19 protein-coding genes are annotated in these 20,699 nt (G+C 71.4%); 16 read left to right on the forward strand and 3 right to left on the reverse strand.

The window, feature by feature from the left end:
• The first annotated feature begins 138 nt into the window (after positions 1-138).
• The 3 genes from ACZ5T9_RS04800 to ACZ5T9_RS04810 are packed head-to-tail and all read left to right on the forward strand — an operon-like array spanning position 139 to position 1,417.
• Entirely contained in the window at positions 139-468 is a 330-nt protein-coding gene (locus tag ACZ5T9_RS04800) for a cell wall arabinan synthesis protein (protein ID WP_464834151.1), read from the forward strand.
• Between the two features lie 29 nt (positions 469-497).
• Entirely contained in the window at positions 498-944 is a 447-nt protein-coding gene (locus ACZ5T9_RS04805) for a hypothetical protein (protein WP_464834152.1), read from the forward strand.
• Entirely contained in the window at positions 920-1,417 is a 498-nt protein-coding gene (locus ACZ5T9_RS04810; protein WP_464834153.1) for a hypothetical protein, read from the forward strand. Before ACZ5T9_RS04805 ends, ACZ5T9_RS04810 begins: the two co-directional genes overlap by 25 nt.
• 142 nt (positions 1,418-1,559) lie before the next feature.
• Here ACZ5T9_RS04810 and ACZ5T9_RS04815 read toward each other — a convergent pair whose 3' ends face one another.
• The 3 genes from ACZ5T9_RS04815 to ACZ5T9_RS04825 all read right to left on the reverse strand — a co-directional run bounded on the left by ACZ5T9_RS04815 (position 1,560) and on the right by ACZ5T9_RS04825 (position 7,270).
• A complete protein-coding gene (locus tag ACZ5T9_RS04815; RefSeq protein WP_464834155.1) occupies positions 1,560-3,098 on the reverse strand; it encodes an amidase in 1,539 nt (512 codons plus the stop codon).
• 135 nt (positions 3,099-3,233) lie between these two features.
• Positions 3,234-5,693: a Ger(x)C family spore germination protein gene (locus ACZ5T9_RS04820; protein ID WP_464834156.1), complete on the reverse strand. Its 2,460-nt coding sequence runs from the start codon at positions 5,691-5,693 to the stop codon at positions 3,234-3,236.
• The gene (locus ACZ5T9_RS04825) at positions 5,690-7,270 is read right to left on the reverse strand and encodes a spore germination protein (RefSeq protein ID WP_464834157.1); all 1,581 of its coding nucleotides are present in this window, start codon (positions 7,268-7,270) and stop codon (positions 5,690-5,692) included. The genes ACZ5T9_RS04820 and ACZ5T9_RS04825 overlap by 4 nt, the downstream gene beginning before the upstream one ends.
• 247 nt (positions 7,271-7,517) lie before the next feature.
• Between ACZ5T9_RS04825 and ACZ5T9_RS04830 the strand changes: the two genes are divergently transcribed.
• The 13 genes from ACZ5T9_RS04830 to fabG all read left to right on the forward strand — a co-directional run bounded on the left by ACZ5T9_RS04830 (position 7,518) and on the right by fabG (position 20,665).
• Complete coding sequence (locus ACZ5T9_RS04830) at positions 7,518-7,808, forward strand: putative quinol monooxygenase (protein WP_464834158.1); 291 nt, start codon at positions 7,518-7,520, stop codon at positions 7,806-7,808.
• Positions 7,809-7,833: 25 nt separating this feature from the next.
• Positions 7,834-8,820 carry an NADPH:quinone oxidoreductase family protein gene (locus ACZ5T9_RS04835; protein ID WP_464834160.1) on the forward strand — a complete coding sequence of 329 codons (987 nt, stop codon included), beginning with the start codon at positions 7,834-7,836 and terminating at the stop codon, positions 8,818-8,820.
• 761 nt (positions 8,821-9,581) lie between these two features.
• Positions 9,582-10,823 carry an ABC transporter substrate-binding protein gene (locus ACZ5T9_RS04840; RefSeq protein WP_464834162.1) on the forward strand — a complete coding sequence of 414 codons (1,242 nt, stop codon included), beginning with the start codon at positions 9,582-9,584 and terminating at the stop codon, positions 10,821-10,823.
• A gap of 68 nt (positions 10,824-10,891) precedes the next feature.
• Positions 10,892-12,058 (forward strand): thiolase family protein, encoded by a 1,167-nt coding sequence (locus ACZ5T9_RS04845; RefSeq protein WP_464834164.1) that lies wholly within the window; start codon positions 10,892-10,894, stop codon positions 12,056-12,058.
• Between the two features lie 83 nt (positions 12,059-12,141).
• A complete protein-coding gene (locus tag ACZ5T9_RS04850; protein ID WP_464834166.1) occupies positions 12,142-13,797 on the forward strand; it encodes a long-chain-fatty-acid--CoA ligase in 1,656 nt (551 codons plus the stop codon).
• Positions 13,794-14,669, forward strand: coding sequence for a branched-chain amino acid ABC transporter permease (locus ACZ5T9_RS04855; protein ID WP_464834168.1), 876 nt, complete (start codon positions 13,794-13,796; stop codon positions 14,667-14,669). Before ACZ5T9_RS04850 ends, ACZ5T9_RS04855 begins: the two co-directional genes overlap by 4 nt.
• Before the next feature lie 2 nt (positions 14,670-14,671).
• The gene (locus ACZ5T9_RS04860; protein WP_464834169.1) at positions 14,672-15,937 is read left to right on the forward strand and encodes a branched-chain amino acid ABC transporter permease; all 1,266 of its coding nucleotides are present in this window, start codon (positions 14,672-14,674) and stop codon (positions 15,935-15,937) included.
• On the forward strand, positions 15,918-16,748 hold the full coding sequence (locus ACZ5T9_RS04865) for an ABC transporter ATP-binding protein (protein WP_464834171.1): 831 nt from the start codon (positions 15,918-15,920) through the stop codon (positions 16,746-16,748). The genes ACZ5T9_RS04860 and ACZ5T9_RS04865 overlap by 20 nt, the downstream gene beginning before the upstream one ends.
• On the forward strand, positions 16,736-17,449 hold the full coding sequence (locus ACZ5T9_RS04870; RefSeq protein ID WP_464834172.1) for an ABC transporter ATP-binding protein: 714 nt from the start codon (positions 16,736-16,738) through the stop codon (positions 17,447-17,449). Before ACZ5T9_RS04865 ends, ACZ5T9_RS04870 begins: the two co-directional genes overlap by 13 nt.
• 67 nt (positions 17,450-17,516) lie before the next feature.
• Positions 17,517-18,683 (forward strand): acyl-CoA dehydrogenase family protein, encoded by a 1,167-nt coding sequence (locus ACZ5T9_RS04875; RefSeq protein WP_464834173.1) that lies wholly within the window; start codon positions 17,517-17,519, stop codon positions 18,681-18,683.
• Positions 18,684-18,862: 179 nt separating this feature from the next.
• Entirely contained in the window at positions 18,863-19,258 is a 396-nt protein-coding gene (locus ACZ5T9_RS04880; RefSeq protein ID WP_464834175.1) for a MaoC family dehydratase N-terminal domain-containing protein, read from the forward strand.
• 62 nt (positions 19,259-19,320) lie between these two features.
• Complete coding sequence (locus ACZ5T9_RS04885; RefSeq protein WP_464834177.1) at positions 19,321-19,779, forward strand: MaoC/PaaZ C-terminal domain-containing protein; 459 nt, start codon at positions 19,321-19,323, stop codon at positions 19,777-19,779.
• A 133-nt stretch (positions 19,780-19,912) separates the two neighbouring features.
• Positions 19,913-20,665, forward strand: a complete 753-nt coding sequence (fabG, locus tag ACZ5T9_RS04890; RefSeq protein WP_464834179.1) for a 3-oxoacyl-ACP reductase FabG — start codon at positions 19,913-19,915, stop codon at positions 20,663-20,665.
• The last annotated feature ends 34 nt before the right edge of the window (positions 20,666-20,699 follow it).

Raw genomic sequence — 20,699 nt, forward strand, 5'->3', positions numbered from 1 at the left:
CCCAAGCGGCGCCGTACGCCGGCGGCGAGGCGGCAAGGTACGATGCATGTTCCGGAGGAGGCGGTGTTCCGGAAGAGGCGACGGGAGGCGGCCCCTGCATCGGGGCGACAGACGGCTGGCAACGGGGAGGGGTGATCCGTGCCCTTCGACCTTCACGCGGTCACCGTCCAGTTGACCATGGGCCTCGGCGCCGTGGTCGCGATGGTGGTGGCGTCGCTCCTTGGCCTGGTGCGGCGACGGCCGGGATGTCTGTTCGTCGCGGCGATCTGCGCGTTGGGGCCGTGCTATTATCTGCTCGGCCTGTCGGCGGTGCTGGCCACCCTCGGTGCTCTGGGGCCGCTGCTGCTGGTGGGGGCGGGGGTGGCGATGCAGCGGGGCCGGACGGATCTCGCCGCGGTGGCGGTGGCGCCCGTCTACCTGGCGGTGCTTGTCCTGCTCCTGATGTACGGGATGGCGACCGCCTACTGAGACTGCTGATACATGGAGGGGTGAACGCGATGGATGGGGTGAAGACGGGGGTGAAGACGGTCGACCGGATCACGGCGGTGCCGCCGCTGCTCGTGGGGGTGGCAGGTTCTGCGGCGGTCCTCTATGGGGCCCTTTTCTGGCTCCCTTACCACGTGCAGGGGGGCCGGTTCCACAGCACTGGCATGATCTTGCTCGCAACCCTGCTGGCCCTGCTCTCCCTCAGCTGGGCGCCGCTGGCCAAACGGCGGCTCAACCCGCGTGCCCGTACCGCCAGGCTCCTGGGTTATGACCTGTCCCTGGCGGGAGGAACGGCGATCCTGGCGGTGCCCTTCTTGATGTCGCCCGTGCGGTTGGTCGTCCTGCTGACTCTGGTGGCGCATTTGGTGCTGATCGCTGCGGACCTGGCCGTTTGCGTCGGCCGGCCCCAAGCTGAGGGGGGGTTGATCCGACGGTGCCTGCCATCGAGTGCGTCCTGACGCTGGCGGTGACCGGAGTGGCGTACGTGTTGACGCCCCAGGTCCTGGGGCTGGTCATCGTGTTCGCCATGCTCCTGCTGGGCCGGACCGATTTCAGCGCCTGGCACAACGCACCCTGGTCTCCCGCGGCGGTGTGGATGAGCGGCCTGCTCATGAGCACGATCCCGTACGCGGTGGGCGGTCTTTTCGTCGGCTGGGTCAGCCGTCGCAGGCAAACCGCATACCCGTGGTCCAAGGTGGCCGCCCTGGGCGTGGTGGCTGCGGCGACGGAGCGCGTGGTGATCCTGGGCGGTGCCTATCTCACCTACCTGGCCCATCGCGACCTCTTCAACGGTCAGGATTGGCTCGGCCTCCTTCAAGCGGAGGCCTTGCCGTACTACACGCCGGCCTACATCGGGGCGGGTCTTGTCGTATCGCCGCTGGTCCTGCAGGCTGCGGCCAGGGCAGCCACGAGGCGCCCGCAGGGGCACTGACGGTTGCCATGGATCCTGCACCTGCCCGGGGTGACCGCACGGTGAGGACGGACCGCCCGCAACAGGGCAACCCGGGGCGCCCGCTGCCGGACCCGCGGACTTGTGCGCCCCTGCGCCCGATGGCTCCGGCCGGACCGCGGGATCACGGCAGCGCCGGCCGCCGATCGAACCACGGCGCCGCCCGCTCCAGCTGCCCCGCCAGGCGGAAGAGCAGGTCTTCCGCGCCGAAGGGGGCGACGAACTGGACCCCGATGGGCAGCCCCTCCGCCGTCCAGTGGAGCGGCACCGACATGGCCGGAACGCCGGCCAGGTTGGCCAGCTGGGTGAAGGGCGTGGCGGCCAGGTTCTCCAGGGCCACCGTCTCCAGGATCCGGGCCGCCCGGTAGATCCGCCCCGAGCCCAGGACGCCCATGGCGTTCAGCGCCCTCATCAGCCGCTCCTGGCCCGGCGAGGGCTTCAGCTCCCCGATGGCCACGGGCGGCCGGGCCACGGTGGGCGTCATGTACAGGTCCCAATCCTGGAAGAACCGGCCCAGGGCCCGGGCCGCGTGATCCCACTGGTCCAGGGCCTGGCTGAACTCGCCCGCGCTGACCGTCTCGCCCAGAAGGCCCAGCATGCGGGTGGCGGGCTCGAGCTGCTTGACCGCCTCCGGGCCGCGCAGCTCCCGCACCCGCCGGACCTCGGCCGCCACGGTGCCGCAGTACATGGTGAGGTAGCTCCGGGCCAGGGCCAGGCCGTCGATGGCGGGCCGGGCCTCCTCCACGCGGTGCCCCAATTCTTCCAGGAGCTGCGCCGCCCGCTCCACCGCCCTGACGCACTCCGGGTCGACGGGCCGGCCGATGGGCGAGCGGGTGTCCATGGCGATGCGCAGCGGCTCGGGGTCCTGGCCGAGTTCGTCCAGATAGGAGCGGCGGGGCGGGGCGATGACGTACGGAGCCCCCGGCTCCGGTGCGGCCAGGAGATCCAGGATGGCGGCGCTGTCCCGCACCGACCGGGTGAGGACCCCGTAGACCGCGGCGCCGTGCCACATCTGCCCGAAATCCGGGCCGGTGGGGGTGCGGCCGCGGCTGGCCTTCAGGCCGAACAGCCCGCAGTGGGAGGCGGGGATCCGTAGCGAACCGCCCCCGTCGCCGCCCGAGGCCAGGGGCACCATGCCGGCTGCCACCGCCGCCGCGGAGCCACCGCTAGAGCCGCCCGGCGTGCGGGAGGGATCCCAGGGGTTGCGGCAGGGGCCGTAGAGCTCGGGCTCGGTAAAGGCCACCAGGCCCAGCTCCGGCGTGTTGGTCTTCCCCAGGATGACGAGCCCGGCCGCCTTGTAGCGGCGCACCGTCTCGGCGTCGTGATCCGGGACGAACCCGGCATAGGCCCGGGAGCCGTGGGTCAGGGGCACCCCGGCCAGGGCCTCGCCCAGGTCCTTGACCAGGAAGGGGACGCCGGTGAAGGGGCCAGGGGCGCCGGCGCCGGAAGCGCCAGCGGCCCCGCCGGGCGTGCCCTCATCCAGGGCCCGGGCCTGTTCCAGGGCCTGGTCGAACAGGGGCACCACCACGGCGTTCAGCCGGGGGTTGAGCGCCTCCACACGCTCGATGGCCGCCTCGACCACCTCGGCCGCCTTGACCTGCCGCGTGCGGATCCGTTCTGCCAGACCCAGACCGTCGTAGCGGTCGTATTCCTTGAAACCCACGGCTCGGGTCCCCCGTTCTCCAGAGCGGACTGCGCCGGTTAGAGCAGAACATGCCGCCCCGTCGCCGGCCATGTTCGCCATATACGTTCCCTGGCAGTGGATTCCTGCCCGCGCTGTCCGGGGCCGGGTCGGGCCTCACGGGGCACCCATCGTCAAGCCGGTGCGGCGCAGGTGGACGTCCACCTGGACCGTGACGGGCAGGCTCGCGAGCCGCCTGCGCCACTGCGGGGCGACGCCCCGCCACGCGGCCGGATCGCGGCGATGCAACTCCAGGCCGAACCCCACGGGGTCGATCCCCTCCCGGCGGGCCAGCTGCAGCAGCGCCGCCACGTCGCGGCCCACGGCGCGTGCCGCCGCCGCCTGGGCCCGCGGCAGCACGGACGTCGTCAGGGGCTCCGTACACCGCCACTCTTCGACGTCCGCTTCGATCCGCACCCGCACGGAGGCCGCCGGCCCGGCGGGCGTCCAGCGGACACTCCGCCGGCTGCTGCTGCGCACGGCGGTGACCCCGAACCCGCGATCCGGTGGATCGCCGGGGCAGGGCCACACCAGCCGGTCCACCTGTTGCTGGCCGGTCAGCCAGTAGAGGCCCCGAGTGGCCCGTTCGTCCGCCACGGTGACCATGTGCAGGCCGCGGAACAGGGCTACGCGCCGCACCATAGGTTCCGACGACGTCGAAACGGCGAGATCCACCACGGGCACCGCCGGATCCTCACCTCCGTGGCCCACGGTGCGGAGGAAGGTGTTCAGATCGATGGGCGGGCCCAGGCGGGCGGACGGACGGAGCATCATCCGCTGGAAGGCGACGAAGCGCGGGGCGCCGAAGGCGGGCTGGAGGCGTTGGAGGAACCGGCCGGCGGGGCCGTCGGTGACGAACAGGAAGGCGTTGCGCCGGAAGGTGTACCGCCGGGACAGGGTGTCGAGGACGGGCTCGAGGCCGGAGCGCGCCAGGTCCCGCCCCACCAGCACCACGTTGACGTGGCTCCACAGCATTTCCCGTGCTGCGGCCAGCTCCAACTGGCGCTGCGCATCGAGGAGCGACTGGCCTTCGGCTTGGAGCAGCCGGTGGGCGATGCTGCCCGGTTGTTCCCTGGGGCCGGTGGTGGGGGCGCCGACGATCTCCACGGTGAGCAGCAGGCGGTCGCTGCGGGTTCGATCGAGGCCCAGCACCGTCACCACGGCGGCCTGCTCGGGTTCGATGCGGCCGTAGCAGCCGCCAAGGAAGAGGCCGGCGCAGAGGGCGAGCATCGCCAGGGCTGCCGCCCGCCGCGACCTGGCCGCGGCGCCCCGGACCTCAGAGCCGGAGGGACCCGCTTTCGCAGACGTACCGGATCCGCTCACCTGGGATGACGGAAGCCTTTCACCAGGATCCGGACCAGGGAGGCGGCCTCCGAGGTCCGAACCAGGGACGCGGCGCAGGCCGGTACGCCCCCCTTCCGGTCCCTCGCGTGGTGGCTCCTCTCCCCCGTCCGTCCTGGGGGACGCGGTCCGGGGCGTCGGCGGTCGCGGCCGGCCGGACCGGCGTGCCTTGAGGCTCATCCACCCGCCGGCCAGCAGGAAGGCCGTCCCCGCCATGGACACCTCCGGGAAGACCCTCTCCACGTGGTGAAGAAGCACCGGGCCGCTGGTGAACCCCACGACGCCCACCCACCCGGCCCCGGCGCCGATCACGGCCGTCACCACGCCCTGCCATCGCGGCTTCCCGGGGAGGGCCCGGGCCACCGCCGTAGCGGCCGCGGTCAGCAAGAGACCCAGATGGACGAACGTCCCCGTCAGCCACGCGAACAGCGTGAGGATCTCAAGGCGCTGGAGGAACAGGCTGGCGCGGACCTGACGGATCAGGCTGAGCACCGGGAAAGTCGACCGCGCCACCTCGGACACGCCGAGCACTGCGACGGCGGCCGCGGTGTAGGCGACCAGCAGCAGGCCCGACAGGGCCACGGCCAGGGGCAGGGCCCAGCGCAGTCGTCCGGGGTCCCGCAACCGGCCGCCGGCCGCCAGCACCACGGCCGACGCGCCGGAAAAGGCGAAGGCGACCGGCAGGGCGGTCGCCACCGGACCCACACCCGTTTCCAGGACCGGCGTCAGCTCGCGCATGTCCACGTTCCCCGCCAGCACGACGGCAAGGTTGAGCACGCTGGCGCCCACCATCAGGGGGAAGAGCACCTGGCCGCTGCGGTAGACCGCCTCCAAGCCGTAGGCTGCCAGGACCCAACCCGTCAGCGCCGTCCCGGCGGCGAACACCGCCACCGGCATCTCAGGCAGCACGGTGGCGAACACGGTGGTGACCTGGGCGACGAGGACCACCGCCAGGTACGTGACATACCCGGCAAAGCCCGCCGCGAGCAGGCGGTCGCCCCAGCCGGGCCGGTCCCCGGCCGTCCGCTCGCCCGGCGCCCGCTCCGGCCGGAAGTACAGGGCCCACCAGCACCAGGCCAGGACCATCCCGAGCATCGCCGCCACGCCCACCGCCATCCAGCCGTCCCGTCCCGCCTTCACCACCACGGGCCGCGGCAGGTACAGCAGCGCCCCCGTGGTCACCGCGATGGTGGCGTTGATGGCGACCTGCAGGGCTTCGACCCGCTGCGACCTCATGGTTCGGGCTCCGCCGCCCGCCCGGCGCTCCGCTCCACGGGGACGAAGGGGACCTGCTTGCGGTGCCGCCTCCAGGGCAGGCGCACCAGGGCGTCTTCCAGCAGCGCCTCGCCGCGCCACGGTGCCAGCGGGGCGAGGAAGGGCCTGCCCACCGACTCCAGGGAGCTCAGGTGCCCGACCACGGCGGTCACCCCGACGGCGATGCCGAACAGCCCCAGGGCGCTGCCCAGGAGCAACAACGCGTAGGAAATCAGCCTGAAGGGGACCGTCACGGCAAAGGTCGGGAGCGAGAGGGTGGCGACGGCCGTCGTCGCGGCCAGCACCACCATCGGGGCGCTGGCCAGTCCGCCCCGCACCATGGCCTCCCCCACCACCAGGGCGCCCACCACGGAGAGCGCACCGCCGATGCCGCGGGGCATGCGGGCGCCCGCCTCCCGCAGGAGGTCGAAGCCGACGTTCAGGATGATCGCCTCGACCACCGTGGGATAGGGTACGGCGGCGCGGCTGGTGAGGATCGTGACCAGCAGGTTGGTCGGGATCAGCTCGTGGTGGTAGTTGACGATGGCTACGTACAGCGCCAGGCCGCTGACGCTGACCAGCACGGCGAACAGGCGCAGCAGTCGCATGGCCGTGCCGAAGGGCCAGCGCAGGTAGTAGTCTTCCGGGCTCTGCAGGAGGTCCCAGAAGGTCGCCGGGACGATCAGCGCAAAGGGCGTGCCGTCCAGCATCAGGACCACCCGGCCCTCGGCGAGGGCGGCGGTGCACACGTCCGGGCGTTCGGTGCTGCGGTACTGCATGAAGGGGGACCAGGGCCGTCCCGAGAGGAAGGAGGCGAGCTGGCTCGTGTCGACCACGGTGTCGAGGTCCACGGCGGCCAGCCGCCGCCGCAAGGTCTCGACCAGCAACGGGTCGGCTCGGCCGAGCACGTAGAGGAGGGCACCCCGGCTGTGGCTCAGGCGACCGACCTCGAAGTCCTCGACGCGCAGACGATGATCGGCCAGGCGGCGCCGGACGGCGGCCAGGTTGGTGCGGAGCACCTCGGTGAACCCCTCGCGCGGCCCGCGGGTCACCACCTCCGTGGCCGGTTCCTCGGGCAGGCGGTGTTCGAAGCCGCTGAAGTCGAGGATGAGGGCGCGGTCGACCGAATCCACCAGCACCACGGCACTGCCGCGGTGCAGCTCCCGCACGACGTCGTCGAAGCGGCGGGCCTGCTGCAGCCGGGTTCCTTGGAGCCCGCGGCGGACGAGCCACCGCACCACCTCGTCCGGGGTGTTCACATCGGCCGGGATGCTTCCCAGCGGGACCAGCACGAAGCGATGGATCAGTTCGTCGACGGCCAGCCCGTCGATCACCGCCACGGCCACCCGGACCTGGCCCCGCAGCCGCAGGTGGCGGATGTGCAGGTCGCTGGCATGGCCGAGCAGCGCAGCCAGGCGGCGGGTGGTCTCATCGAGCCGGTGGGAAAGGGGTTCCGCCGCGGCCCGATCGGCGGCCCAGCCGTCCAGGTACGCGCCAAGGCGGCTGCTGGCCGTATGGATCTCGTGCGTGAGCCGATCCAGCAGGTTGCGGTTGACCATAGCAGGCGTAGTATGTGCCGTCGCGGACCGTGCCGCCTGTCCTCGTGGGGTGCCGGAGGAGCCGCTGGCAGGGGCCGGCGGTCCTGAAGGCCGTCGAGCCCCGGCGGCGAACCGGCCTGGGGCCGAACGCCGCCGACCCCGTCGCCGAAGGCCGGGGCCTGCACGGTGTGGACAGCGAGTGGCTGGCCCCAGGGCCTGGAGGTTCTTGCACCACCCGCAGGGAAACAACCTGCGGGAGGTGGACGGCATGATCGTCCTGGTGGCCCGCTACGTCACCCGCCCCGGCATGGCGGACCGGGTCGAGGCCGCCCTGCGGGAGATGATCACCCTCTCCCGCCAGGAAGAGGGCTGCCTGCGCTACGAGGTGAACCGCTCGGTGGAGCGGGAGAACGAGTTTCTGCTCTACGAGGTGTACCGCGATGAGGCGGCGCTGGAGGCCCACCGGCAGGCGCCCCACTTTCGCCGGATCGTCGAGGAGACCATCGTGCCTATGCTGGAGCAGAGGGAGCGCCAGTTCTACCGGCCGGTGACGCCGTGACGGCCGCGGTGCTAGGGGTGAGGCTGTGCTTGCCTGGCAGGTCGAGCGGCTGGGGCCGCCGCGGGAGGTCCTGCGCCTGACGGACGTGCCCGAACCGGCGGTGGAACCCGGCACCGTGAAGGTTCAGGTCGAAGCGGTGGCGTTGAACTTCCTCGACATCCTGCTTTGCCTGGGCCAGTACCAGGAACGCCCACCTCTTCCCTTTACGCCCGGGGCCGAGGTGGCGGGCACCGTGATCGAAGCGGGGCCGGGCTCCGCCTTTCAGGTCGGGGACCGGGTGATGGCCCTGCCCGTCCTGCCCCGGGGCGGGCTGGCCGAACCGGTGGTGGTCCCGAAGGACCGGGTCTTTCCCGTGGCCCCGGGCATTCCGGCCACGGAGGCTGCCGCCTTCCTGATCGCCTTTCATACCGCCGATTACGCCCTGCGCCATCGCGCCCGGTTGCAGCCGGGCGAAGTGCTGCTGGTCCACGCGGGCGCCGGCGGGGTCGGGTCGGCGGCCATCCGGCTGGGGGTGGCCATGGGCGCCCGGGTGCTGGCCACCGCGGGCGGTGCCGAGAAGGTGGACCTGTGCCGGCGGCTGGGGGCCGAGCTGGCCGTCGACTACCGCCAGCAGGACTTCGTCGAGGCGGTGAAGGATGCCACCGGCGGCCGGGGTGCCGACGTGATCTTCGACCCGGTGGGGGGTGAAGGGTTCGACCGGTCCAGGCGGTGCGTGGCGCCGGAGGGGCGGATCCTGGTCATCGGCTTTGCCGGCGGCGGCATTCCCCAGGTGCCCGCCAACCACGTGCTGGTGAAGAACTACAGCGTGGTGGGGATTCACTGGGGCTACCGGGCCCGGCTGCAGCCCGCCGCCGTGCGGGACGACCACCGGTACCTGCTGGACCTTTACCAGCGGGGCATCATCCGGCCCGTGGTGTTCCGGGAATACGGCTTCGACCAGCTGGTGGAGGCCCTGGATGACCTGGCGGGGCGCCGTTCCTACGGAAAGCTGGTCCTGCGGAGGCCGGCCTGAGCCACCGGCCGGGCAAGCCGCGCCGGCGGGAGGGGCGGGTGCTCTCGCCGGCACCACCCGGCGGGCACCCCGGGGCCCGCGAGCCAGGGGCTCGGCGTGCCATCCACCGTCGGGCCGGCGGGATGTCCTGGTGCAGAGGAATAGTCTTCCATTCTCCTTGTGGTGGTGGCGCCTCTACCCTTCTCCTTCCGGCCAGTGGGCAGTGGTAGGGGGTGGGACGTGGTGTTCGGCCGGTAAACGGCGGGAGCGGCCGGAAGGAGCGGGCCACCCGGAGGTGGAAACTACGGGACCCAAGAGATCCGGGCCGTCCTGCCCGGTGTGCTGGGCGCGGCTGTGCCGGTAGGGCCGGTCGGCCCACCGCGGGCAGGTTCATCCCACCTCGTCGCTGCCCCAACCGGGCCGCTGCGGCGGCCCGCCATCTGCAACCGTCATGCCGGTACGGCCTCCACCGGGAGGTGAGGTTGCCGGGCCGGAGCCCAACAGGCCGCTTCCTGTGGATTCCGTTTTGCGGGTGTTCCATGGCTGTCATCGCGTGAGATCCACTGGCCGGCGATCGTACGCGATCCATTCCCCGGTCCGTCCCGCTGTGCGGCGGCGGGAGACCACCAGGGGGTCTGATCCGAACTCGACCCTGCCCTTCCGCCCGTTCCTGCGGAAGCGGCCGGGGGCCCTCGGGGAAATGGGCCGGTGCTGGGGGATGCGTCGCGACAGAAGGCGCCACACCTGTTGGGAATGCGTCAGGAGAGGGGGTACCGGCAGGCATGGGTGGAACCGATGCCCGGCGGCGGGCCTGGCTGGCCTGGCTGCTGGCGGTACTGATGGTTGTGCTGGCCGGTTGTGGGGGAGGCGGCCAGCCGGCAGGCGGTGCGGGCGGCGGGCCGTCCCAGGAGGGGCCGGGCCAGGGGGTAGGCCAGGCCGTGCCCGGCGTGACCGCCGACACGGTGGTGGTCGGGACCTTCATGCCCCTTTCCGGGCCGGCAGCGGCCTGGGGTGAGCTGGCCAAGGGGCTCAACGCCTACTTCACCTACGTTAACGAGCAGGGCGGCGTCAACGGCCGCAAGTTCAAGTTCATCGTGGAGGATGACCAGTACCAGCCCTCCCGCAGCGTGGCGGCGGTGAAGAAGCTGGTCGAACAGGACCAGGTCTTCGCCCTGGTGGCCCCCGTGGGGACCTCCAACCTCACGGCGGTGCGGGATTACCTCAAGCAGCACGGGGTGCCGGTGGTGGCCTACATGAATGGGGCCACCAAGTTCTCCGAGCCCGTCGACCCGCTGCTGTTCGCCGGTCTCATGTCCTACAAGCGGGAGGCCAATCTCCTGGTCCGGTACGCCGTCGAGACCCTCAAGATCACCAGGCTCGGCGTGTTCTACCAGAACGACGACTTCGGCCGCGACGGGCTTGAGGGGGCCAAGGCGGCGGCTGCGGCCTTGGGCGCCCAGATCGTGGCCGAAGTCAGCTACGCCCCGGCCGACGTCAGCGTAGCCGCCCAGGCGCTGCGGCTCAAGGAAGCGGGCGCGGAGGGCGTGCTGATGTGGTCCACGGTCAAGCATGCGGCCCTGCTGATGCAGGAAGCGCAGAAGATCGGGTACAAGCCCAAGTGGCTGGCCAGTGCCGTGGTCACCAGCCCGTCCCTGATCGAGCTGGCCGGTGATGCCGCCCAGGGCGCCTACTTCGCGGCCTACTCGGCGACGGTGACCGACACCGACCACCCCGTGGTCAAGGAATTCCTGGAGCTCTACCCCAAGTATGAAAAGACGCCCATTACCCCCACCAACCTGACCGGCTGGGCGGCGGCACGGCTGTTCGTCGAGGCCGTGCGCCGGGCAGGTCCGGACCTGACCCGGGAAAGCCTTATTGCAGCCCTGGAGAGCATGCAGGATTTCCAGAGCCTCGGACCCGTCACGTACACCAAGGATGACCACTCAGGCTACAAGCAAGGCTTCATCCGCCAGTTGCAGGGCCAGCAATTCGTCCGGGTCAGCGACTGGATCCCTGCCGAATGACGGGCATGGCAGCAGCGGCCGGCCGGTGACGGCGCCGGCCGGCCCCAAGCGGGAGGAGGGGTGGGTCCGTGGGTGAGCCGGTCATCGTCAGCGCGGTGCGGACGGCGGTAGCGCGGGTAGGCGGGGGGCTGGCAGCCCTCGATGCGCACCAGTTCGGGGCGGTGGCCTTGCGGGCCGCCCTCGAGCGGGCCGGTCTTGACGGGTCCGAGGTGGACGACGTGATCCTGGGCAACGTCCTCTCGGGGGGCGGCAACATCGCCCGCCTCACGGCCCTGGAGGCGGGGCTCCCCGTGACCGTTCCCGGCATGACCGTGGATCGCCAGTGCGGGAGCGGGCTTCAGGCCATCGTCCTGGCGGCGTCCCTGATCCGTGCCGGCCAGGGCCGGATCTACCTGGCAGGGGGCACCGAGAGCATGACCCGGGCTCCCTTCCTCATGGAACGGCCGGCCCAGCCCTTCCCGCGGACCCCTCCCCGCTTTCTCCGGTTCCAGCTGGCGCCGGAGGCCCTGGGCAACCCGCCCATGGGCATTACCGCCGAGAACGTGGCCGAGCGCTACGGCATCTCCCGGGAGGAGCAGGACGCCTTCGCCCTGGAGAGCCACCGGCGGGCCGTCCGGGCCCAGGCAGCGGGCCACTTCGCGGAGCAGATCGTGCCGGTGCCGGTTCCCGCGGGCAAGGGGCAGGTGACTTCCTTCGACCGGGACGAGCACCCGCGTCCCGACACCTCCCTGGAGAAGCTGGCGGCCCTGCCCCCCGTGTTCAAGCCGGGGGGCACGGTCACCGCTGGAAACGCCTGCGGCATCAATGACGGCGCCGCGGCGGTGGTGGTGATGGACGCTGCCGAGGCGGAGCGCCGGGGACTCCGTCCCCTGGGTCGCATCGCCGGCTGGGCGGTGGCCGGGGTCGACCCGAACTACATGGGCATCGGCCCCGTGCCCGCCACCCGCCAGGTCCTGGAGCGGACGGGAACCCGGCTCGATGCGGTGGAGGTGGTGGAGCTGAACGAGGCCTTCGCCGCCCAGGTGCTTGCCTGCATCCGGGAGCTGGGGCTGGATCCGGAGCGGGTGAACCCCGACGGCGGGGCCATCGCCCTGGGGCATCCCCTGGGGGCCACGGGGGCGATCCTGGTGACCAAGTTGCTCAGCACCCTGGAGCGGCAGGGCGGGCGGCTGGGTCTGGTGACCGCCTGCATCGGCGGGGGACAGGGGATTGCCGCCCTGATCGAGCGGCTCTGAATTGGCCCTCCAGCGGCCGGTTGTTGCGAGAGGGGGTGCGGGAAGGAGGAGGGGGCCTCCTTCCCACCGGCATGGAGCAACGGGTGTGGCACAGGTTCTACCGTCCCGGGGCGCGGGTCTCCCTGGACTACCCGGAGATCCCGCTGTACCGCCTCCTGGACGACCGGGCGGAGCAGAACCCCGGCCTGGTTGCACTGGCTTTCTACCACCAGCAGCTGACCTACGCCCAGCTGGCCGCCATGACGCGCCGGCTGGCGGCCGCCCTGCTAGCCCGCGGCTTCGAGCCCGGGGAGCGGGTCCTGCTGATGCTGCCCAACTGCCCGGCCTACGTCATCAGCTACTACGGTGTCCTCCGCGCCGGGGGCGTCGCCGTGGGGGTGAACCCGCTCTACGTGGAGCGGGAGATCGCCTTCGTCGCCCGGGACACCGGGGCGCGGTGGATCGTCACGGCGGGCGAGTTCTACCCGCGGGTGCAGGCCGTGCTCGACCAGACGAGCCTGGAGCACGTGGTGCTGGTGCCCCTGGCGGCGCCGGTGGAACCCGGCCCCGAAGCCGTGCGCTTCGACCAGCTCCTGGCCACGGCACCCGGGGAGGAACCGGGCGTGGCCGTGAACGCTCATGACGTGGCGGTCCTGCAGTATACCGGTGGCACCACGGGAACGCCCAAGGGGGCCATGCTGACCCACTTCAACCTGGTGGCCAACGTCCTGCAGCTGGCGGAGATGGGCGACCCCACCGCGCCCGGGGAGACGCGGATTCTGACCATCCTGCCTCTCTTCCACTCCTACGGCATGACCACCTGCATGAACCTGGGCATCTACCACGGCTCCCGCCTGGTGCTGCTACCCCGCTTCGACATCGACCAGGTGATGCAGGCCATCAAGGAGCACCAGATCACCGCCTTCCCCGGCGTCCCCACCATGTACGTGGCGGTGCTGAACTACCCCGACGCCGAGGCCTATGGCATCCAGAACATCAAGACCATCGGTTCAGGAGGCAGCGCCTTGCCCGTCGAGGTGGCCGACACCTTCGAGCGCAAGTTCGGCGCCAAGATCGGGGAGGGCTACGGGCTGTCCGAAGCGTCGCCGGTGACCCACGTCAACCCCAACTGGGCCCCGGGGTTGCAGCGCCGCGGGTCCATTGGCATCCCCTTACCGGACACCGACGCCCGCATCGTCGACGCCGCCACGGGGGAACGGGTGTTGGGACCCGGAGAAGAGGGGGAGCTGGTGATCCGGGGACCCCAGGTGATGAAGGGCTACTGGAACCGCCCTGAGGAGACCCGGCAGGCGCTGCGGGACGGCTGGCTCTACACCGGCGACATCGCCCGCATGGACGAGGACGGGTTCTTCTACATCGTCGACCGCAAGAAGGACATGATCATCGTCTCCGGTTACAACGTCTACCCCCGGGAGGTGGAGGAAGTCCTCTACACCCACCCGGCGGTGCTGGAGGCGGCGGTGATCGGCGTACCCGACCCCTACAAGGGCGAGGTGCCCAAGGCCTACGTGGCCTGCAAGCCCGGCCAGCAGGTGACGGAGGAAGAGCTCATCGCCTTCTGCCGGCAGCACCTGGCCCCCTATAAGGTCCCGCGGTCCGTGGAGTTCCGGGCTGAGCTGCCCAAGACCATGGTGGGCAAGATCCTGCGGCGGGCCTTGAGGGAGGGTTCCTCCCCCTCCACAGGAAGGGAACCGGGGACGGCCGCTGGCGCTCCCTCCATTCGGGAGGCCGGCCCATGATCACGGTGCTGCAGAACCTGGTGGCGGGCCTTTCCACGGGCAGCCTCTACGCCCTGGTGGCCGTCGGCCTAGTCACGGTGTTCAAGGCGACGGGCATCATCAACTTCGCCCAGGGCGAAATCGCCATGGTGGCCACCTTCCTCGCCCTGGTCGGCCTGCAGCAGCTGGGCCTGGGCTACTGGGAGGCCTTCGTCTTGGGTGCGGCGGCGGCGGCCCTTGTGGGGGCACTGCTCGAGCGCTTGTTCCTCCGGCCCCTGCTCCACGTATCGGTGGTCAGCCAGATCATGGTGACCATCGGCCTGGGGATGATGCTCAACGGCCTGGCCGGCTTGCAATGGGGTTACGAACCGCGGGCCTTTCCGGCCCCGGTCGGCGGAGCGCCCCTCGTGGCGGGTGGAGTGGCTATCAGCGCCGATCATCTGGCCGTCCTGGCCGTGGCCCTGGTGGTGATGGCGAGCCTCTTCGCCTTCTACCGGTACACCCGCCTGGGGGTCGCCGTGCGGGCGGTGGCCCAGAACCTGCCGGCGGCACAGCTCATGGGCATCCCGGCGGGCCGGGTCTTTGCCGTCAGCTGGGCGGTGGCCGCGGGGTTGGGGGGCATCGCCGGGATGCTCATCGCCCCCGCCACCTCCCTGGACCCCAACTTCATGGCGGAGGTCCTGATCAAGGGCTTCGCGGCCGCCATCCTGGGAGGTATCACCAGCCTGCCCGGGGCCGTAACCGGGGGGCTGGTGCTAGGGGTCCTGGAGACGGCGGTCGCGGGGTTCATCTCCACCGACCTGAAGAACGTCTTCTCCTTCACCCTGATCCTGCTGGTCCTGATCCTGCGGCCCCACGGCATCCTGGGCCAGCCCGCGGCGAGGAGGGTCTAGGCATGGCCAGGGTCTTCCGCGGACTGGATCGCCGGGCCGGTCCCGCCGCCACGCCGGCGGCGGGTGCGGGGGCGACGCCGGCTGCCGGGCACGGTCTGGCAGCCACGCCGCCGGTGTCCCGCTTCGACTCGGGGACCGCGGCCACCCTGGCGGCGGCGGTCCTGATTCTCCTTCTGCCTTATCTGATCCCGGGCAGCACCTACCTTCACTACCTGGCGGCCCTGATGGCCATCTGGGGCATCGCGGCCCTGGGCCTCAACCTGCTGATCGGCGTGGCCGGGCAGATCTCCCTGGGCCACGCGGGGTTCATGGCCATTGGCTCCTATGCCACGGCCCTGCTGGCCACCCGGGCCGGAGCCAGCTTTCCCGTGGCGCTGCTGGGTGCGGCCGCGGTCACCGGGGCCGTGGGGTTTCTCATGGGGCTGCCGGCCCTGCGCCTCCACGGCCACTACCTGGCCCTGGCCAGCATCAGTTTCGGTGCGGCGGTGCCGGAGATCATCTTGCAGTGGGACACGCTGACGGGTGGCCATGCCGGGGTCCTGGTGCCGCGGCCCGCCTTGGGGCCTTGGGAGCTGGCCGGGGAACGGCAGGTGTACTACCTGGCCTGGGGCACCGCCTTCGCGCTGATGGCCGTGGCCGGCAACCTGCTCCGCACCCGGCCGGGGCGGGCCCTGATGGTCCTGCGGGAAAGCGACGTGCTGGCCCAGTCCCTGGGCATCAACCTGCTGACCTACAAGACCCTGGCCTTCACCCTCAGCGCCGTCTACGCCGGGATCGCCGGGGGCCTGTACGCCTACCTTGTAGGCTTCATCAGCCCCTTCGACTTCAACCTGACCTCGTCCATCGCCCTGGTGGCGATGATCGTCTTCGGCGGCCTGGCGTCGGTGCCCGGCTCCATGCTCGGAGCGGCCGTCCTGGTGGCCCTGCTGCAGGTGTTCAGCCGGATGCCGGGCTGGCTGTCCGTGGTCGAGGGCGCCATCATCGTCCTCTTCGCCATGTTCCTCCCCGGCGGGCTGGCGTCGCTACCGGCCCGCTGGCGGGCTTGGCGCACCAGGCAGGCGGTCCTTCCCGCCAGGGCCGGTCTGCCTCAGCCGCCCCCTGCCCCGGCGGCGGAGGCGGCCACCGGCTCCCCCGCCGCCGGAGAGCCGGGTCCCGCAACCCGCCCGGCCGGACCCACCGGCCGCTCGACCTGGACCGGTGGGGACGAACCAGCCCCCCGCCTGGCCGGCCCGGAAGGAGGGAACCCCCATGTCCCTCCTCGCCGTTGAGAGCATCACGGTGCGCTTCGGTGGCCTGGTGGCCCTCTCGGAGGTCAGCCTGACCGTTGCGGAGGGGACGATCCACGGGCTCATCGGGCCCAACGGGGCGGGCAAGTCCACGCTGTTCAACGTGGTGAGCCGGTTCGTCCAGCCGGCGGCCGGCCGGGTGATCTTCGCCGGCCGGGAACTGCTCCGGCTGCCGCCCCATGCCGTGGGCGGCCTGGGCATCGCCCGGACCTTCCAGAACGTGTTGCTCTGCCAGAGGCTAACGGTGCTGGACAACGTCCTCACGGGCCTGCACCGCTCCCTGCCCGTCTCCTTCTGGGGTGCCGCCCTCCGCCTGCCGGCAGCGATGCGGGCGGAGGAGGCGGCCCGCGCCCGGGCGCTGGAGGCCCTGGAGTGGGTGGGCCTGAGGCCGTGGGCCCACCGGCGGGTCGCCGAGCTGCCCTTCGGGGCCCAGAAGCGGGTCGAACTGGCCCGAGCCCTGGTCAGCCGCCCCCGGCTGCTCCTTCTGGACGAACCGGCGGCCGGGCTGGCCGAAGGCGACCGGCGGCAGATGGCCGCCCTGATCGCCCGCCTGCAGCGGGAACTGGGGACCACGGTGGTGATGGTGGAGCACGACCTGGGCCTGGTGATGGACCTCTGCCAGGAGGTGACGGTGCTGGACTTCGGCCGGGTGATCGCCCAGGGCCCGCCCGTTACGGTGCGGCGGGACCCGGCGGTGATCGCCGCCTACATCGGCCGCGAGGCCGGTGCGGTGGGCGGTCCGGACGGTACGCTGGACGGCCAGGACCGGGGGGAGCAGGCGTGCTCGAGCTGAAGGATGTCCACGTGAGCTACGGAAGCGTGCGGGCCCTGGAAGGCATCTCCCTGCAGGTGGGGTCCGGCGAGCTGGTGGCCCTGCTGGGTCCCAACGGCGCCGGGAAGTCGACCACCCTGCGGGCCATCTCCCGGCTGGTGCCGCTGCGGCGTGGCGCCATCGTCCTCGACGGCTCCGTACCCCTGCACCGCGACCCGCCGGAGGGGGTGGTGCGCAGAGGGGTGGTCCACGTGCCCGAGGGGCGCCAGATCTTTCCCGAGCTGACGGTGGAGGAGAACCTCTGGACCGGCGCCTTCACCCGGCGCCACCGGGCGGAGATCCGGCAGGACCTGGAGGCCGTGTACCAGCGGTTTCCTCGCCTCAAGGAACGGCGCCACCAGCTGGGGGGCACCCTCTCGGGCGGCGAGCAGCAGATGCTGGCCATCGGCCGGGCCCTCATGGCCCGGCCCCGCTTGCTGCTGCTGGATGAGCCCTCCATGGGCCTCTCGCCCCGCCTGGTGGAGGAGGTGTTCACCATCATCGGCGACCTGCACCGGGAGGGGGTCTCCATCCTGCTGGTCGAGCAGAACGCCCATATCGCCCTACAGGTGGCCGGCCGGGCCTACGTGCTGGAAAACGGCCGCGTCGTCCTGTCCGCTCCGGCCCGCGAGCTCAGGTCCCGGGAGGAGGTGTGGCGCGCCTACACGGGCCTGCGGGCCTGAATCGTCCGGATTCCGGCAGGACGGCCCGGAGGAAGATGGAAATCAGGAGGCTGGAGGTGTCTCCCGCATGGATTTTTCCCTCACGCCGGAGCAGAAGATGATCGTCGAGACGGTGCGGGAGTTCGTCCGGCGCGAGCTCATGCCCCTGGAGCGGGAGATGCAGCGGGCCGAGCTGGAGGGGCGCCGGTTCCCCGACCCCGAGACCCACCGCCAGCTGCAGCTCAAGGCGAAGGAAATCGGGCTGTGGGGGCTGATGACCCCGCCGGAATACGGCGGGGCCGGGTTCGACTACGTGACCACCTGCCTGATCCTGATGGAGACCGCCAGGAGCTTCGTGCCCTTCACCTACGGCGGGTCCGCGGACAACATCCTCTTCGCGTGCAATGAGGAGCAGAAGAAGCGCTACCTCATCCCCACCATCAACGGCGAGCGCCGCTCGTGCTTCGCCCTGACGGAGCCCACCGCCGGCTCCGACGCCACCAACATCCGCATGACGGCCGTCAAGGACGGGCGCGAGTGGGTCCTGAACGGCGAGAAGATCTTCATCACCGGAGGCCTGGAGGCGGACTTCGCCATCGTCTTCGCCGTCACCGACAAGGAGAAGGGCGCCCGCGGCGGCATCACCTGCTTTCTGGTCGACCGGGAGATGGGCTGGAAGTCGTACCCCATCGCCACCATGGGCGGGTGGAGCCCGGCCCGCCTGGTGTTCAGCGACGTGCGGGTGCCCGAGGAGAACGTCCTGGGCGAGGTGGGCCGCGGTTTCGAACTGGCCATGCAGTGGATCGGCAACGGCCGGATCCTGATCCCCGCCCGGGCGGTAGGACAGGCCGAGCGGCTGCTGCAGATGGGCATCGACTACGCCCGCCAGCGGGTGGCCTTCGGCAAGCCCATCGGCGAGTACCAGGCCATCCAGTGGATGCTGGCCGACAGCGCCGTGGAGATCCAGCAGGTCAAGTGGCTGGTGCTCCATGCCGCCTGGAAGGCCGACCAGGGCAAGGACGTGCGCCACGAGGCCTCCATGGCCAAGCTGGCCGGGGCCAACATGATCTGGCGGGTGGCCGACCGGGTGATGCAGATCCACGGCGGCATGGGCTACACCAAGGAGATGCCCATCGAGCGGGTCCTGCGGGACGTGCGCGTGTACCGCATCTACGAGGGGACCGACGAGATCCAGCGCCGCACCATCGCCCGCAACCTGCTGCGCGACCTCGTGCGCACCGGCACCTGGGACTGACCGCGGCGGCGAGACGTACCGCCGGCGGACCGAGCCGGCCCGAAGAGCGCAGGTCGGAACGGCCCGGAGATGGCGCCATGGGCGAACCCGGCCGGGCGGCGGAGCAGGGCTCCCGGCGCCCGGCCGTCCCGCCGGGGTGCGGCGGTCGGTCGACGGGGTCGGAAAGGAGGCAGGGATCCGTGGCCATCGACCGTTCATTAATTGGTAAGGAATCGCCCGAAGAGATCTTCGAAGTCGAAAAGGGGGCCATCCGCAAGTTTGCCGAAGCCATCGGTGACCCCCACCCCGCCTTCCGCAGCGGCGAGATCGCGCCGCCCACCTTTCCCACCACCTTTCGCATGGGGATTCCCGGTGTGAACCTGGAGCTCAGCCGGGTGCTCCACGGCGAGCAGGAGTACAGCTACCGCCGCCCGATCCGGGCGGGCGACCGGCTGCGCTGCAAGACCCGGTTGGCCGACGTCTACGAGCGGGAGGGGCGCCTGGGCAAGATGACCTTCCTGGTCACCGAGATCGAGGGGCGCGACGAGGCCGGGGAACTGATCTTCACCGGGCGGAGTACCATCATCGTGCGCTGAGCGGCCGGGGCGCTCGTCCGCCGGGGTGCTCGCTGTGCAGGCTGCCAGGGAGGTGAACAACCGTGGTGGAACCGGTGCGGGCAGAGGCGGCGCCGGTGCGCTGGGAACCCGGGGCCGAGCTGCCGCCGCTGGTCAAAGAACCCATAACCAAGGTGCAGCTGGTCAAATACGCCGGGGCCTCCGGCGATTACAACCTGATCCACACCGACGACGAGACCGCCCGGCGGGTCGGGCTTGACGGCGTGATCGCCCACGGCATGCTGAGCATGGGCTTCCTCGGCCAGTATCTGGTCCAGCTGGCGGGCCCGGAAGGGGTGCGCCGGTTGAAGGTCCGCTTCCGGCAAATGGTCCGGCCCGGCGACGTCTTGACCTGCAAGGGCCGGGTGGTGGAGGTGGGCCCGGAAGAGGCCCCCGGCCTGCGGCGGGTGCGGGTCGAAGTGTGGGCCGAGAACCAGCGGGGCGAAGCCGTCACCGCCGGCGAGGGTGAGGTGCTGGTGCCGGCGCCGGCAGGTTCGTGCTGAAGCGGGCCCGACCGGGAGCCGGTCCTGCAACGGGGCCTGCCCGGGAACCGGTACCGGGCCCTGGACGAACCGGCCCGCCGGCCGGGCGGCGTAACCATCGAGCGACGGGCCATGGAGGGAGAGGAGGATCCGGATGCGCTTTGCCGATCGGGTCGCCCTGGTCACCGGGGGCGGCCGGGGCATTGGGGCCGCCACCGCCCTGCGGTTTGCCCGGGAAGGGGCGGCGGTGGTGGTCTCCGACGTGGATGAGGGGCCGGCGGAGGAGGTGGCCTCCCAGATCCGCCAGGAGGGCGGCCGGGCCCTGGCCGTCGCCTGCGACGTGCGGGACCGCGGCCAGGTGGAGGCCATGGTGCAGCGGGCGGTGGACACCTTCGGCCGGTTGGACTTTCTGGTGACGTGCGCGGGGATCATCCGCGACAACCTGATCCACAAGATGACCGATGACGACTGGGACGGGGTGATCGACACCCACCTCAAGGGCACCTTCCTCTGCGCCCAGGCCGCCCAGCGGGTGATGGTGCCCCAGCGCTACGGGAAGATGGTCTTCCTGTCGTCCACCTCGGCCCTGGGAAACCGCGGCCAGACCAACTACTCGGCCGCCAAGGCGGGGATCCAGGGCATGGCCCGGACCCTGGCCATCGAGCCGGGGCCCTTCAACATCAACGTCAACGCCGTGGCGCCCGGCTTCATCGAGACGCGGATGACCCGGGCCGTGGCCGAGCGCACCGGGGTCGACTTCGAAGAGCTCAAGAAGGCGGCGGCCGAGCGGACGCCCCTGCGCCGGGTGGGGCAGCCCGAGGACGTGGCCGGGGTCATCGCCTTCCTCTGCAGCGAGGACGCCGGCTACGTCTCGGGCCAGGTGATCTACGTCCGCGGCGGGCCGTGAGCGCCGCCGTCCCGGCCAGGGCAGCTCTCCGTCC

The sequence above is a fragment of the Thermaerobacter nagasakiensis genome, from assembly GCF_055396825.1.

Excerpts from the sequence above, each read along its gene's own strand:
- ACZ5T9_RS04805 (WP_464834152.1), top strand. The coding sequence starts at position 498 with ATGGATGGGGTGAAGACGGGGGTGAAGACGGTCGACCGGATCACGGCG.
- ACZ5T9_RS04820 (WP_464834156.1), bottom strand. The coding sequence starts at position 5,693 with ATGAGGTCGCAGCGGGTCGAAGCCCTGCAGGTCGCCATCAACGCCACC.
- ACZ5T9_RS04825 (WP_464834157.1), bottom strand. The coding sequence starts at position 7,270 with ATGGTCAACCGCAACCTGCTGGATCGGCTCACGCACGAGATCCATACG.
- ACZ5T9_RS04830 (WP_464834158.1), top strand. The coding sequence starts at position 7,518 with ATGATCGTCCTGGTGGCCCGCTACGTCACCCGCCCCGGCATGGCGGAC.
- ACZ5T9_RS04840 (WP_464834162.1), top strand. The coding sequence starts at position 9,582 with ATGGGTGGAACCGATGCCCGGCGGCGGGCCTGGCTGGCCTGGCTGCTG.
- ACZ5T9_RS04855 (WP_464834168.1), top strand. The coding sequence starts at position 13,794 with ATGATCACGGTGCTGCAGAACCTGGTGGCGGGCCTTTCCACGGGCAGC.
- ACZ5T9_RS04860 (WP_464834169.1), top strand. The coding sequence starts at position 14,672 with ATGGCCAGGGTCTTCCGCGGACTGGATCGCCGGGCCGGTCCCGCCGCC.
- ACZ5T9_RS04865 (WP_464834171.1), top strand. The coding sequence starts at position 15,918 with ATGTCCCTCCTCGCCGTTGAGAGCATCACGGTGCGCTTCGGTGGCCTG.
- ACZ5T9_RS04875 (WP_464834173.1), top strand. The coding sequence starts at position 17,517 with ATGGATTTTTCCCTCACGCCGGAGCAGAAGATGATCGTCGAGACGGTG.
- fabG (WP_464834179.1), top strand. The coding sequence starts at position 19,913 with ATGCGCTTTGCCGATCGGGTCGCCCTGGTCACCGGGGGCGGCCGGGGC.